Genomic DNA, 14,499 nt, shown 5'->3' with positions numbered 1-14,499 from the left:
ATGACCCGCATCGCTGTCCGTTCGCATTCTGCTGACGCCGCCACCACGCTGGCCGGCCACGGCATCCACCCTGTCCTTGCACGCATCCTCGCCGCCCGGGGCGTCGCCCGGCCCGACGAACTGTCGACCGAGCTGACCGACCTCCTGCCCCCGGCGCAACTCAAGGGCATTGACGACGCTGCACGCTACCTCGCCGATGCCATCGCCGCCAAGAAGCGGCTGCTGATCATCGCCGACTACGACTGCGACGGCGCCACCGCCTGTGCCGTGGGCGTGCGCGGCCTACGCATGCTGGGCGCGCAGGTCAGCTACATCGTCCCGAACCGCTTCGAGTACGGCTACGGCCTGTCGCCCGAAATCGTCGCACTGGCCGCACACGAGAAGCCGGACGTGCTGGTCACCGTCGACAACGGCATCGCAGACGTGGCGGGCGTGGCGGCCGCCAACGCGCTGGGTATCGACGTGGTCGTGACGGACCACCACATGCCCGGGGCGCAGTTGCCCGAGGCGCGCGTGATCGTCAATCCGAACCAGCCGGGCTGCGGCTTCCCGAGCAAGAACCTGGCGGGCGTGGGCGTAATGTTCTACGTGCTGCTGGCGCTGCGCGCGGAGTTACGCAAGCGCGGTGTGTTCACGCCGCAGGATCAGCCTCGCCTGGATGCGCTGCTCGACCTGGTGGCACTCGGCACCGTGGCCGACGTAGTCAAGCTCGACGCCAACAACCGCCTGCTGGTCGCGCAGGGCCTCAAGCGCATGCGCGCCGGGCGGATGTGTCCGGGCATTGCCGCGTTGTTCCGCGTGGCCGGCCGCGAGGCACGTCGCGCGTCGACGTTCGATCTGGGCTTCGGCCTGGGCCCGCGCCTGAATGCTGCAGGGCGGCTGGCCGACATGTCGCTCGGCATCGAATGCCTGCTCACCGACGACTACGACCGCGCCATGTCCATCGCCGCTGAACTTGACGGCATGAACCGCGAGCGCCGCGAGATCGAAGCCGGCATGCAGCAGGAAGCGCTCGCCATCCTCGACAGCATGAACGCCATCGATGGCGCCGGCCGCCACACCATCGCGGTCTACAACGAGACGTGGCACCAGGGCGTGATTGGCATCGTCGCGTCGCGCATCAAGGACAAGTTCCACCGCCCGGTGTTCACCTTCGCGCCCGGCGACGACGGCGTCATCAAGGGGTCGGGCCGTTCGATTCCAGGCTTCCACCTGCGCGATGCGCTGGACGCCGTCCACAAGCGCAGCCCCGGGCTGATCGTCAAGTTCGGGGGCCACGCCATGGCAGCGGGGCTCACGCTGCGTGAAGACGGCTTCGAGACATTCGTCGCCACCTTCGAGGCCGTCGGCCGCGAATGGTTGACCGAGGCGCTGCTCTCGCGCGTGCTCGAAACCGATGGCGAAGCCGACCCCGAATGTTTCACGCCGCAGTTCGTCGAGCTGCTCGAAACCCAGGTCTGGGGCCAGGGCTTTCCGGCGCCAAGCTTCTGCGGCGAGTTCGACGTGCTATCGCAGGCGGTGCTGAAAGACAAGCACCTGAAGCTCAAGCTCGGCCGCGGCAAGCAGCATTTCGACGCGATCTGGTTCAACCACGCAGAGCCGCTCGGCGCCTCGGCGTACGTGGCCTACCGGCTCGACAACAACACGTTCAATGGCATCACGCGCGTGCAGATGGTGATCGAGCACGCGCAATAGCGGATTGGACAAACCTTGCGCCAACGCATAAATACATGCCAAAACTGTCTGACGGCGCGAAGATGACGCAGCAATCGGGCACGGCCGGTGCGTTACAATGCGAGATTGCCGGTATGGAAACGCCCAAGCATCCAGGACCGCGCGCCCCACGAATTCCTAGCATCAACTTCCAAGCGAAATGACTCACGTCGTTACCGAAAGCTGTGTCCGCTGCAAGTACACCGACTGCGTGGACGTCTGCCCCGTCGACTGCTTCCGCGAAGGCCCGAACTTCCTGACCATTGATCCGGATGAGTGCATCGACTGCGCCGTCTGCGTGGCCGAGTGCCCGGTCAACGCTATCTACGCCGAAGAAGACGTGCCTGCCGATCAGCAGAAATGGATCGCCATCAATGCAGAGCTGGCGCAAGCCGGCTGGCCGTCCATCACCAAGACCAAGCAACCCTTGCCCGACGCCGACGACTGGAAGGACGTGAAGGACAAGGAACAGTATCTCGACCGCGGCTGAACTCGCTCAAGCCAACCTGCCCGCACACTTTTTGTAGAGCATCGCGAAAAAAGGTGTTGACGGGTAGAACGGAAACTAGCTAGAATTCATTTCTTCGCTGTTGCAGCGATTCCCCGATAGCTCAGTCGGTAGAGCGCCGGACTGTTAATCCGTAGGTCCCTGGTTCGAGCCCAGGTCGGGGAGCCAAAATAACAAAACGCCTCGCTTCGTGCGGGGCGTTTTCATTTGTGGCATCGGTGCGTGTATTGTTTGCACCGATCGTCATGCCCGGATGGTGAAATTGGTAGACACCGCGGACTTAAAATCCGCTGCGCCCTAATCGGCGCGTGCCGGTTCGATCCCGGCTCCGGGCACCAATCCCCTCGTCGCTTCCTCCCCTCCTCCGCACCAGCGTGTTACGTCGCGCTGCAGCCGTGCGTGTTCGGCGCGTCTTCATATTCGTCGTGACGGCGCACCCATGACATCGGGCCGTTTTCATTGCGGCCAAGCGGCGCGCGATCGAGCAGCAGCAGCGTGCCAACCATGTCCTCCAAGCCGCGCGCATACGTCGAGTACGTGTGGAAGACATTGCGCGCCTCGTCCTTGTAAAACGCGCTCATTCCAGGCAGTTCGTCGTGAGCCTCTTCGCGTGGCGTAGCCGCGTAGTTGTAGTCGACCGACCCGCTTGCGAGTTCGTCCTGCGAGAAACTCACGCGATAGTCGTGATTGAACGTCGAGCCGAACGACGACACCCACGCGAATCGCCAGCCCATGCGCTTCTTGTAGGTGGCGATCTTGTCCATCGGCGCGCGGGACACCGCGACGAACGTCACGTCGTGGTGGTTCAAATGCGGCAGCATTCCGCCAATATGGTCGGACAGGAAGGAGCACCCCGGACAGCCCGCATCCCAGTCTGGGCCGAGCATGAAGTGATAGACCATCAGTTGGCTGCGGCCGTCGAACAGGTCGAGCAGCGTCTTCTTGCCCTCCGGCGACTCGAACACGTATGCCGCATCGACCTTGACCCACGGCAGCGCTTGGCGCTCGGCGTTGATGGCGTCGCGCAGATGGATGGCCTCTTTCTCGCGCGCCAGCAACGCTCGGCGTTGGATAAGCCATTCGTCTCTTGAAACGACGGGATGCGCTTGCATGATTGCCCCTTGTCTAAGACTCAGGACTTCATACTAGGCGGCCGCACTCGAATGAAAAGCCGCGGCGCACAAGTCGCCAACCGGATGCGACTTGCCCGCCATGGAAGAGAATCAGCCGCCTCTGCGCATGTCATTTCAGGTGCCGGATCAGCCCATCAGCAACCGCACGCCCACATTGATGAGCGCGCCGCCGCCCACCAGACCTACCCACAGCACAGCGGCACACAGCAGCGGTCGCACGCCGGACTTCAGCAGCATCGGCACATGCGTTTGCGTGCCGATGGCAAACATCGCGCAGGCCAGCATGGCGGTGTCGATGGCATCAATGGGGGCATGCCACGCAGCGGGGATCGCACCAGCGGAATTCAGCAGTGTCACGGCGAGTAAGCCCACCGCAAACCAGGGCATCGCCTTCCAGGCATGGCCGGCGGCCTTGCGAAGCGCACCCTCGGAAGGCGCCGAAGCGGAAGCCGACGCTTCAGCAGGCGTCATGCATGCCAGCACCACAAGCAGCGGAGCCAGCGCCAGCACGCGCACCATCTTGCTGACGACAGCGGCGTTGGTGGCGTCGTCGCCCAGCGGGCGCGCGGCGGCAATCACCTGCGCGACCTCGTGCACCGTTGCACCGATGTAGACGCCAAAGTGTTCCGGCGTGACCGCCGCACCGGCATGTGCGACAAGCGCGTACAGCCACGGATACAGAAAGATGCCGACCGTGCCGAACAGGACCACGCTGGCGATTGCTACGGCCGTCTCACGCGGTGACGCCTTCACCGCCGGCGCGACGGCCAGCACGGCCGCGGCCCCGCACACCGCACTGCCCGCCGCCACCAGCACGGCTTGCGAGCGCGTGAGGCGAAACCAGCGCGTGCCGATCCACGTACCGGCCAGCATCGTCGCGGCCAATACCACCAGGGGAATCACCACGCCTGACGTACCCAGATCCTGGATCTGCGCCAGCGTCAGCCGAGCGCCGTAGAGAATCACGCCGGCCCGCAGCAGCGTATGTCGCGCAAACTGGATCGCGCCTGGCGTCAGCCAGCGCTGGTGACCAGGGACATGAGCCACGGCCATGCCGAGCAGGATGGCGAGCGTTAATGCGCTCAGGCCCAGATGCTCCGCCCACGGCATGGCACCGAGCGCTACGGCCACGCCCGCGCAGCCGAACAACACCGTCACGCTGGCAAGCGTCCGCGCATCGAACCCTGCCGCCATGCTCGAGGGTGCCAGCTGTTTCTGCGCAGTCGTCATCACATCCGCCTTGCTTATTCGATATGCGCATAACGATATGCGGGCCGTGATAACATGTAAAACAGGTAATTTTCGTAATTCCAACCACTTTTATGGATAACAAAGCGCCTCGCGTCACATTGCGGCAGTGGGCCGTCTTCGCCGCCATCGCGCAGAGTGAGACGACCACCGCTGCCGGCGAAGCTCTTGGCCTGTCGCAATCCGCTGTCAGCGCGGCGCTGGCCGAGCTGGAATCCACGCTCGGGCATCCGTTGTTTGACCGGCATGCGCGGCGCCTGCATCTGAATGCGCTAGGCCGGCAACTTCTGCCGCAAGCACAGGCGCTGCTCGATCACGCCGATGCGCTGGAACACGCGACCGCCCAGCCGAACGTGCGCCTGAAGCTCGCGGCCAGCAGCACGATCGGCAACTATGTGCTGCCAGCCCTGCTGGCGGGCTTCCGGCACGAGATCGCGCCGGACAGCCAGCTCGACGTGCTGATCGGCAACACGCAGGACGTGGTCGATGCCGTGCAGCGTTTCGAGGTCGACATCGGCTTGATTGAAGGCACGTGCCGCGGCGAAGCATTAGAGATCGAAACGTGGATCGACGATGAGATGGTGATCGTTGCCGCGCCGGGGCATCCGCTCACGCAAGGAACGGGACCCGTCTCGCATGCGGCGCTGCGCGAAGCGGGCTGGCTGATGCGTGAACCCGGCTCCGGCACGCGCGAACTGGTCGATAGCCGCATCGCTTCGGTGGTCGGGCCGCTGCACGTGGCACTCGAACTCGGGCATTCCGAAGCCATCCAGCGCACGGTGGCCGCCGGCTACGGCATTAGCTGCCTGTCGCGCCACGTGGTGGCCGACGCGCTGCGTGACGGCCGCCTGGTGGAAGTCGACAGCGGCCTGCCGCGCATTGCCCGGCCGCTGCTGATCGTGCGCCATCGCGACAAGCACCCCACGCACGGGCTCACGCAATTCATCGACGTGCTACGCAGTCACAGCGTCGATTCGAAAAAAATTCGCGCAGGGGACTAGCGCGATCCAAAAAAGGTTGATATATTCTCGTTTCTTCGCGGGGCGTTAGCTCAGTTGGTAGAGCAGCGGACTCTTAATCCGTAGGTCGAGTGTTCGAGTCACTCACGCCCCACCAGTATTTAAAAGGCCCGACAGGCAACTGTCGGGCCTTTTTCATTTCTGCAATCTCGCGCGGGCACGGGCACGTTCATCCCAACCGGGTTTCAATGACCTGCGAAACGTTTGAGCAGCCGGCCAGCAGCAAGCACAAGAATGCGGAGCGCCTCATAACTGCTTGCAGGTGTAACTGAGGTGCAGCGATGCGCGCGCGTCGACGCCAGGATACGGCAGGCGGCGTGCTGTACGTGGCCCGATCGGCCTGGGCTGCCTTGTTGGCCGCGGCTTGAGCAGCGACCGACAAGGCGGAACTGTTCGGCACCGCCAAAGGCCGGCGCCGGCGTTGCATTTCAGGCCATTGCCTCGATGCGCAGTTGCATGCGCATGTGCAACGTCTCGCCAGGCGCCAAAGCGCGCAGGCCAGTGCCTTCCCATCCTTGTGCCGCCAGGTTGATGGCGTCGGCCACATGTGAAATGGGCTCCAGGCAGAAATACGGCTGCGCGTCCGGTGCGTGCAGGATGAAGTGGTCGAGCGGGTCATCGGCGCTCAGCGTGAGCTCGCCGCCCGCGCGGGACACCACCGCACGTTGCTGCCATTCGCTGTAGTAGACGCTGAGCGCGGCATCGGGTAATGCACGGGCGTGACGAAAATCTTCCCGCGGCGTGATCGGCTCGCGGCGGACGGCAACTTCACCGGCGTCGGTCGGCCACATCGTCGCAGCATCGAACTGCACGCGCGTATCGGCCGTGCGTGCGAAGTATGGATGGAAGCCGCCACCGGCCGGCATACTGCTGTCGCCATCGTTGCGCAGCGTCATGACGGCATCCAGCCCGGATTCAGTCAGCACCAGCGTTTGCGTTGCGGTGAAAGGCCAGGGCCAGCTGTCTGCCTCGGGCACATAGCGCAAGCCGAGTTCGATCGACGACGCTGTCATCCGCTCCACCGTCCAAGCACGCGCATGCGCCAGTCCGTGCATGGCGTGGGCCTGGCCGGGATGCGGCGCGAGACGGATCTCGCGGCCGCCCCATTCAAAGCGCCCATCGCGGATGCGGTTGGAGAACGGCAGTAGCGGATAGCAGCCGGCCTTGGGCCATGCCAGCCCCTCGAAGCCGTCGCGCAAGGACTCGGCCGACATCGGCGCCAACCAGTCGACCCGCCGGCCGCCCTCGCCGGCCGAAGCCAGCGAGGCAATGCGTCCACCTGCCGCCGGAGCGACGTCCATCGTCAACGCGCCGGCCCGCAGCGTGTGCACCGGGCCAGGCGCAAGCCAAGTCTTGCTGTGCATCAGAACGAATGCCGAATGCCGACCATGCCCACGAACTGGCTGCGTCCGTTCGACGGCGTGCCATTCTGCGAGTCGCCCACCGACGCCACCGCATCCACAATGGACGTGCTCGTCCCCGAAGCGCGCAGCGTCTGGCCGTTGGCGCGCTGATACGCCTGGATCGCATAGAACGCGGTGCGCTTGGACAGCGAATACAGCTGCTCCATCGAGAACTGGTTGTACTTGGCCGGCGAGCTGATCCCGTTGCGTGCCTTCTCAGCCGTGTAGCTGTAGCCGAAGGCGAGCCGCAATGCGGGCGTCAGATCGTACGTGGCAATCGCGCCCACCGTATTGAACGTGGCCGATTGCGTAAACAGCGACAGCGCGCCCGGCTTGTACTGAACATTCGAGTAGTTCAGGCCAACCATCAACTTGCCGAACGTATAGCGCGCGGCCGTGGCGATGAGCTGCGCGGAGTCTGCCGTGGCATAGCCGGCGTTGACCGGCGAGTTGTTGGCGAACGTCCCGACGTTGCTGAAGTTGCCGGCCGTCGTGCCAGTCGACACGTTCTTCAGGCGCGTATAGCCGACGCCCCACGAGAAGGCCTGGAAGTCGTAACGCAGCCCGGTGCTCACGCTGCTGCCATTCGAAATGCTGCCGGCCTGCTCGCCAAAGCCGTATTGCACGCCCGCTTGCAGACCGCCCAGCACCGGCGTGGTGTAGGTGACGGAGTTGTTGAAGCGCAGCGTGGTATCCAATGCATCGACATCGCCCGGGTGCGCGCCAGTGGCACCGGTCAGCACGTTGGTCGGGCCCAGCGATGCCACGTACTGGAAGTACGGCGTGTACGCACGGCCCAGCGTGACCTGGCCATAGTTGGTGTTGCTCAGGCCGACGTAGGCCTGGCGGTTAAAGATGACCCCAGCTTGGGATTGTTGCCCCGTCGCGGCGTTGAGACCGCTCTCCAGCCGGAACAGCGCCGTGTTGCCGCCGCCCAGGTCTTCCGTGCCGTACAGGCCAAACTTGCTGGCCAGCAAGGCGCCCGAGTTGATGTAAGTGTTGGAATGGCCGCCCTGGTTGCTCGAATAGGCAAAGGCGTTATCGACCACGCCATACAGCGTGACCGACGTTTGTGCTGCAGCCTGCATCGAAGCGCCTGCGCAGAGCAGCGCAACAGATGCGTAGACCGGGCGGATCGAAACGGCACGTTTGGCTCGTGTGGTTTTCATCGTTGTGATCTCGGAAATCTCCTACACCAAGGGAACACTGCGCATTACCGTGCCTCTGCGGACCCGATCGTGATGCGCAGCGGAAATGCGGCACTAGGCCGGCAATTGCAACGTCAGGCGGCGCCAGCCACCCGCAACAACGGTTTCCAGCACGCGGGCATGCGGCGTCTGTACTGGCCGCGCATCGCCGGCGGGCAAGTGAATCTCCACCGTGTCGGCCGGCGCCGGCATCTTGCCTTCGCGCGAGACGTGCAGCGTGATCGCCTGCGCATCCGACACTGCGCGCACGCTCCAGCGGCCCTGCTCGCCGCGGCGCCACGCTTCGGTTTCGCCGTCGTCTTCAACGCAGCCGCCAGCGGATTCGCCAACGCCTTGCATGGGCACGACGAGGAAGCCGCGTTGATCGGCGCGCCGGTCGAAATGCTGCTCCGCCACGTTCAGCGCGATCACGCCGCCTTCGCGAATCAGCATGACGGGTTGGTCCCACGGCGAAGGCAGCGTGATGGTCTGTCCGCCCTCGAACGCCTCGCCGCTCCAGTACGACACCCAGCGCGCGCCGGTCGGCAGGTAGACAGAGCGATGGGTCTGCCCTTCGTCCACCGTCGGCGCCACGAGCAGCGACGCGCCGAGCATCATGTCATCGCACTCGGCGTAGCAGCGGCGGTCGTTCGGGAACTCGGCAAACGTCGGCCGCAGTACCGGGTCATAGGCCTGCGTGGATTGCCATAACAGTTCATACAGATACGGAATCAGCCGGTAGCGCAGCTTGATCAGCGAGGCAATTTGCGAGGTGACCTGCGGATACATCCATGGTTCGTTGACGGTCTTGTCATCGTTCCACGAGTGGATGGAGAAGCGCGGCATGAACACGCCAAACGCCACCCAGCGCACCAGCAATTCCGGCGAAGGCGCCGGGCCCGCAAACCCGCCGATATCGTGGCCGATGTTCGAGACGCCCGACAGCGCGAGGCCCAGGCCCATCTTCAGGTTGTAGCGCAGCGTTTCCCACGAGGTGTAGTTGTCACCGGACCACGTCTGCACGTAGCGCTGCATGCCGACACCGCCCGAGCGCGACACCAGGAACGGCCGGCGCTGCGGCGCAAACTCAAGTTGCGCTTCGCGCGAGGCGCGCATCATCAGCATCGTGTGCAGCACCTTGGCTTCACGGATGGGCGCCTTCTTGCCAAACCCGTGCGCGAACGCGTCGGGGGTCCAGACTTCGAACTCGTTGTTGTCGTTCCAGGTGGACGCCATGCCGTATTCGAGCAGCGTGCTCTTGACGTTGGCCTTCCACCAATCCAGCGTTTTCGGGTTGGTGAAGTCGAGATACGCGCCAACCTCATCCCAGAATTGCACCCAGGCCGGCTCACCGCTTGCGTCGCAAATCAGCAGGCCGGCTTCCCGGGCTTCTTCGAACTTCGGGTGATCACGAAGCAGGCACGGCTTGATGTTCGGGCACAGGCGAATGCCCGCGTCCAGATAACTCTGGACGAAGCCGCGCGCATCGGGGAACTTGTCGGTGTTCCAGTTGAAGACGTAGCGCTTCGGCCCGATCGACGTATAGCCCGACGACAGATGGAACGAATCGCACAGGATGTCGTGCTCACGGCATCCCTTGATGAACTCGGCCATCTGTTCCTGCGCGTTGGGCGCGTCGGTATACGTCATGGTCGAGCCGGAATAACCGAGGCCCCACTTCGGCATCCACGCGGGGCGGCCGGTCATCCACGTAAAGCGGCGCGTGGCGTCGAGCGGCGTGTCGGGCGAGGCGATGAAGTAGTAGTCGAGATCGCCATGCGGCGCGACAAAGTACCTATAGTGACCGTGGTAGTTGTCCAGCTCGCGGCCCATGTCGAAGCTGCAATCTGACAGCGTGTCGTAGAACAACCCGAAGCCGGTGCGGTTTTCCGGTTGCCACGTCACGTAGAACGGGATGTGCTTGTACAGCGGATCGGTCGTGCGCGCGCTGTAGCCCATCGCATCGATGTTGCGCATCTCATAGCGCTGGTGCGCACGGTTCATGTCGCCGGCGCGCTCACCCAGGCCGAAGTACATCTCGCCGGGTTCGCGGCGCACGTAGTGGTAGACCTGCTCGTCCCAATAGCCGAAGTTGTAGGCCTGCGTTGGGCGATCATTCAGCACGGTCTGCCATCCGCCGGCCCCGTGGATCTGCCATGTGCAGAAGCCGCCTGCGAGCGCAACGCTCAGCCGAATCTTGCTGGTTTCCACGCGCAGCGTGTCGGCATCGCTGTGCAACGCAAATGCGGGCAGCGCGAAGCCGCTCAGGTCGCGGCGGTCACGCCCTTCGAGGGGCGTGTCGTCACCGCCGGGGGCAATCGACCACGTGGCCGGGCCGCGCAGGTCACCCTGCGGCAGCACGAGCACGCGGATGATGTCCTCTTCCAGCACGAAGAGTTCAATCGCAGCGCCAGCGCTGCTGGCTAGGCGCAGCCGGTTGCCTTCGTGCGCCTGCACTTCGAATCGGGGGGGATTCAACATCGACATCGGTTTCAACCTAACTTGAAGCAGAGAGTTTCATTTCGCGGGCGGCACGTTCTTCATGCGACTGACCGCGAATCAGCACAATCAGCAACGCCGCGCCAATCAGATCGAACGCGCCGAGCAGGCCGAACAGCGGACCATAACCGACCTTGTCAGCCAACGCGCCCACCAACAGCGAGAAGCCCAGGCCGCCAATCCACGCCGACATGCCTGCAAAGCCACTGGCAGTGCCCACCTCTTCCGGATCGAACACGTCCGCAGACAGCGTGTTGACCAGGCCGGAGATCATTTGGTGCGCAAAGCCACCCACGCAGAACAGCGCAATCGCCGTATAGGGAGACGCCACGAGCCCGACGCACGCCGGACCGATCATCATGAACGCACCCAGCACAACGCCGCAAACGCGCGACCACACCAGCGGAATACGGAAGCGCTTGATCAGGAACGGCGACAGGTAACCGCCGGCCAGGCCGCCCAGGTCAGCCGCCAGGAATGGCAGCCACGCGAACATGGCGATGGCTTTCAGATCGAGGTGACGCTCGTTGACGAAGTAAAGCGGAATCCAAAAGCTGAACGTCTGCCAGGCAGGTTCGGCAAAAAAGCGCGCCAGCGCAATCGCCCAGAAGCGGCGGGACGTCACGACGTCCTTGACCGGGCGCTTGCCGCGCTCTGCGCTCACCGGGCGGAGCTGGCCGCCGATGATCTTTTCGCGCTCGGCATCGGACAGCGCGGCATGGCCTTTTGGCGAACGGTAGAACGCAAACCACAGCGCGGCCCACAGGAAGCCGATGGCGCCAGTCACCACAAATGCAGACTGCCAGCCGTAACGCAGATGCAGGAAGACCACCAGCGGCGGCGCCAACATCGCACCCAGCGAGGTGCCCGAATTGAACCAGCCGACGGCGACGGACTTTTCCTTGTCCGGAAACCATTCGGCCACCGCCTTCATGCCGGACGGAATGGCCGCGGCTTCGGTCAGCCCCATCAAGGCGCGGAAACCCGCCAACGACAGCCAGCCGGTGGCGCCCGCATGCAGCACGCCGGCAAACGACCACAACACACCAAACAGTGCAAAGCCGATACGCAAACCGACCAGATCAACGATAAAGCCGCAGACCGGCTGCATGATCGTGTAGCCGACCTGGAAGGCCGCCACCACGTAGGAATACTGCTGGGTGCTCATCCCCAGCTCGCTCTTGAGGGTGGGCGCCAGCACGCCCAGCGAGTTACGCGCCAGATAGTTGACGATCGTGCCCAGGCACACCAGCACGATGATCCACCAGCGCAAGCCCTTGATGGTCTTCACGGTGTTGTCTCCGATATTTTTTTATTGGTTACCGATGTACGAGGCGGCGTGCTACAACGGGCGCCGCCTCGATTTCCGCCGTAGCGGTCAACAGTCAACGCACCATGCAGGGGCGCTTGTTGTCGAACTGCCAGTTGGGAATCAGTTGGCGCATGGCCATCGCATCGTCGCGTGCGCCCAGGCCGTGCTGCTCGTACAGCGCGTGAGCCTTCTCCAGTTGCGCCATGTCGAGCGTGATACCGAGGCCCGGTGCTGCCGGCACATCGATCTCGCCACCCACGATCTGGAACGGCTCGCGCGTCAGGCGCTGGCCGTCTTGCCAGATCCAGTGCGTGTCGATGGCGGTGATGTTGCCCGGTGCGGCTGCTGCTACGTGCGTGAACATCGCCAGCGAAATGTCGAAGTGGTTGTTGGAGTGCGAACCCCAGGTCAGGCCCCAGTCGTCACACATCTGCGCCACGCGCACCGAGCCCTGCATCGTCCAGAAGTGCGGATCGGCCAGCGGAATATCGACCGAGTGCAACTGGATGGCGTGCCCCATCTGGCGCCAGTCGGTGGCGATCATGTTGGTGGCCGTCGGCAGGCCGGTGGCGCGGCGGAATTCGGCCATGACCTCACGGCCCGAGTAACCGCCTTCCGCACCGCAAGGGTCTTCGGCGTAGGCGAGCACGTCGTGCTTGTCGCGGCAGAGCCGAATGGCCTCGGCCAGTGACCACGCCCCGTTCGGGTCCAGCGTGACGCGCGCCTCGGGAAAGGCCTCGGCCAGTGCAGTCGTGACGACCATTTCGTCATCGCCGCTCAGCACGCCACCCTTGAGCTTGAAATCCTTGAAGCCGTAGCGCGCATGGGCGGCCTTGGCGAGGCGCACGACGGCCTCCGGCGTGAGCGCTTCTTCGTGACGCACGCGGGTCCAGTCGTCCGTGGCATCGCTGCCGTCTGCATAGTCGAGGTCGGTGCGCTTGCGATCGCCCACGAAGAACAGGTAGCCGAGCACCGGCACCTTGGCGCGCTGTTGCCCCTGCCCCAGCAGGGCCGCCACGGGCACGCCCAGATGCTGGCCGAGCAAGTCCAGCAGCGCGCTTTCCAGCGCTGTCACCGCATGCACGGTGGTGCGCAGATCGAAGGTCTGCAACCCCCGGCCAGCGGCATCACGATCGGCAAATTGACGGCGCACGCTGTTCAGTACGTTGTTGTACGCGCCGATCGGTTGTCCGACAACCAGCGGCGTCGCGTCCTCAATGGTCTTGCGGATGGACTCGCCGCCGGGCACCTCACCTACGCCGGTATGACCTGCGGAGTCCTCCAGGATGACGATATTGCGGGTGAAGAACGGGCCATGCGCGCCGCTCAGATTCAGCAACATGCTGTCACGGCCCGCCACGGGAATGACCTGGAGGCGGGTGACGCGCGGCGTGTTGACTGCGCGTTCGGTGGCTGAGTGATTGATTGTCATCACGCGTGTCATCAGTCGTCGTACAACATGGACGCGACTATAATTGACACATTCTTGTCGAACCACCCCTGGTAAACCCGCCCCTTTCCGGAGACCGCATGCCCACCGTCAGCTCGCCCGCAACGCTCGTGCGCCGCACCCAAAGCTTGGCGGACGTGGTGGTGGACCACGTCAAAGGGCGCATTGCCAGTGAATCTCTGCGGATTGGGGACAAGCTCCCCACGGAATCCGCGTTGATGGAAGCGCTGGGCGTGAGCCGCACGGTGGTACGCGAGGCGATTTCGCGCTTGCAAGCCAAGGGGCTGATCGAAACGCGTCACGGCATCGGCAGCTTTGTGCTGCCGCCACGCATCGACAACAGCATCCCGCTGGGCGATGCGTCGACGATGCACGAGATCTTGAGCATGCTGGAACTGCGCGTCGCCATTGAGACGGAATGCGCTGGCTTGGCCGCACAGCGCATCTCCGCGGCCGAGATCGAGGCGCTGCGTCTGGCGCTCGAAGCCATCGAGCAGGACCAGGCGGAGGGCAACGACAGCGCCACCTCCGACCTCCAGTTTCATCTGAGCATTGCCCGCGCCACCGGCAACGAACACTTCGTGGGCGCCCTCGCCCAGCTCGGCAAGACGCTCATTCCCCGCACGCGGATGGGGCTGGCGCAGGTCGGCTATCTGAACGCGCCCGAACTGCGCGCCACGGTCAACCGCGAGCACCACAGCGTCTTCGAAGCCATTGCGCGGAAAGATCCTGAAGCCGCTCGCGCCGCCATGCGCATGCACCTGTCAAACAGCCGCGAGCGTCTGCGCCGGGCGCACGAAGCGGCTGGCACTCAAACGACCGCAACGGGTAGCTGAGCGGGCCAACACGGCGGCATGTTGTACGACGTCTTATCAGGCGTTCAGCACCGTCCAGAATCGCCGGTCTCAGCGCTGTTGATAAAGATTTGCATTCGCCCGCTCTCAGCCACGTAACCTGAGCTTGCACCGACCCCTCGTGGGTGCGCTCCGGCCGCGGAAGAGAGAGCCGCGGTCTTCTTGGCCCTGAT

Annotated in this window: 11 protein-coding genes and 3 tRNA genes; 7 read left to right on the top strand and 7 right to left on the bottom strand. The window is 64.2% G+C overall.

Annotated elements, in window-relative coordinates; genetic code table 11:
• From recJ to RP6297_RS04790, 4 genes are all read left to right on the top strand, one after another.
• Positions 1-1,695 carry a single-stranded-DNA-specific exonuclease RecJ gene (gene recJ, locus RP6297_RS04805; protein ID WP_009238497.1) on the top strand — a complete coding sequence of 565 codons (1,695 nt, stop codon included), beginning with the start codon at positions 1-3 and terminating at the stop codon, positions 1,693-1,695.
• A gap of 178 nt (positions 1,696-1,873) precedes the next feature.
• Positions 1,874-2,203, top strand: a complete 330-nt coding sequence (gene fdxA, locus RP6297_RS04800) for a ferredoxin FdxA (RefSeq protein ID WP_009238498.1) — start codon at positions 1,874-1,876, stop codon at positions 2,201-2,203.
• Positions 2,204-2,313: 110 nt separating this feature from the next.
• Positions 2,314-2,389, top strand: a tRNA-Asn gene (locus RP6297_RS04795).
• Between the two features lie 79 nt (positions 2,390-2,468).
• Positions 2,469-2,559 (top strand) — tRNA-Leu (locus tag RP6297_RS04790).
• A 39-nt stretch (positions 2,560-2,598) separates the two neighbouring features.
• Here the strand turns inward: RP6297_RS04790 and RP6297_RS04785 are convergent.
• On the bottom strand, positions 2,599-3,333 hold the full coding sequence (locus RP6297_RS04785) for a DUF899 domain-containing protein (RefSeq protein ID WP_009238499.1): 735 nt from the start codon (positions 3,331-3,333) through the stop codon (positions 2,599-2,601).
• A 147-nt stretch (positions 3,334-3,480) separates the two neighbouring features.
• Entirely contained in the window at positions 3,481-4,584 is a 1,104-nt protein-coding gene (locus tag RP6297_RS04780) for a YeiH family protein (protein WP_009238500.1), read from the bottom strand.
• 92 nt (positions 4,585-4,676) lie between these two features.
• Here RP6297_RS04780 and RP6297_RS04775 point away from each other — a divergent pair, with 92 nt between their 5' ends.
• Positions 4,677-5,603 (top strand): LysR family transcriptional regulator, encoded by a 927-nt coding sequence (locus tag RP6297_RS04775; protein ID WP_009238501.1) that lies wholly within the window; start codon positions 4,677-4,679, stop codon positions 5,601-5,603.
• 39 nt (positions 5,604-5,642) lie between these two features.
• Positions 5,643-5,718 (top strand) — tRNA-Lys (locus RP6297_RS04770).
• A gap of 331 nt (positions 5,719-6,049) precedes the next feature.
• On the opposite strand, the gene RP6297_RS04765 is transcribed toward RP6297_RS04770, so the two are convergent.
• From RP6297_RS04765 to gudD, 5 genes are all read right to left on the bottom strand, one after another.
• Entirely contained in the window at positions 6,050-6,985 is a 936-nt protein-coding gene (locus RP6297_RS04765) for an aldose 1-epimerase (RefSeq protein ID WP_009238502.1), read from the bottom strand.
• Complete coding sequence (locus tag RP6297_RS04760) at positions 6,985-8,193, bottom strand: porin (protein ID WP_009277361.1); 1,209 nt, start codon at positions 8,191-8,193, stop codon at positions 6,985-6,987. The genes RP6297_RS04765 and RP6297_RS04760 overlap by 1 nt, the downstream gene beginning before the upstream one ends.
• A 93-nt stretch (positions 8,194-8,286) precedes the next feature.
• On the bottom strand, positions 8,287-10,698 hold the full coding sequence (locus RP6297_RS04755) for a glycoside hydrolase family 31 protein (protein ID WP_009238504.1): 2,412 nt from the start codon (positions 10,696-10,698) through the stop codon (positions 8,287-8,289).
• Positions 10,699-10,708: 10 nt separating this feature from the next.
• On the bottom strand, positions 10,709-12,001 hold the full coding sequence (locus RP6297_RS04750) for an MFS transporter (protein ID WP_009238505.1): 1,293 nt from the start codon (positions 11,999-12,001) through the stop codon (positions 10,709-10,711).
• Between the two features lie 94 nt (positions 12,002-12,095).
• Entirely contained in the window at positions 12,096-13,466 is a 1,371-nt protein-coding gene (gene gudD, locus RP6297_RS04745; protein WP_009238506.1) for a glucarate dehydratase, read from the bottom strand.
• Positions 13,467-13,552: 86 nt separating this feature from the next.
• Between gudD and RP6297_RS04740 the strand changes: the two genes are divergently transcribed.
• Positions 13,553-14,308 carry a FadR/GntR family transcriptional regulator gene (locus tag RP6297_RS04740; RefSeq protein ID WP_009238507.1) on the top strand — a complete coding sequence of 252 codons (756 nt, stop codon included), beginning with the start codon at positions 13,553-13,555 and terminating at the stop codon, positions 14,306-14,308.
• Positions 14,309-14,499 lie beyond the last annotated feature (191 nt).

Origin of the sequence: Ralstonia pickettii (genome assembly GCF_016466415.2) — a bacterium.
Taxonomy (GTDB): domain Bacteria; phylum Pseudomonadota; class Gammaproteobacteria; order Burkholderiales; family Burkholderiaceae; genus Ralstonia; species Ralstonia pickettii.
The sequence above is the reverse complement of the archived record's forward strand: the minus strand, read 5'-3'. Positions and strand labels throughout refer to the sequence as shown.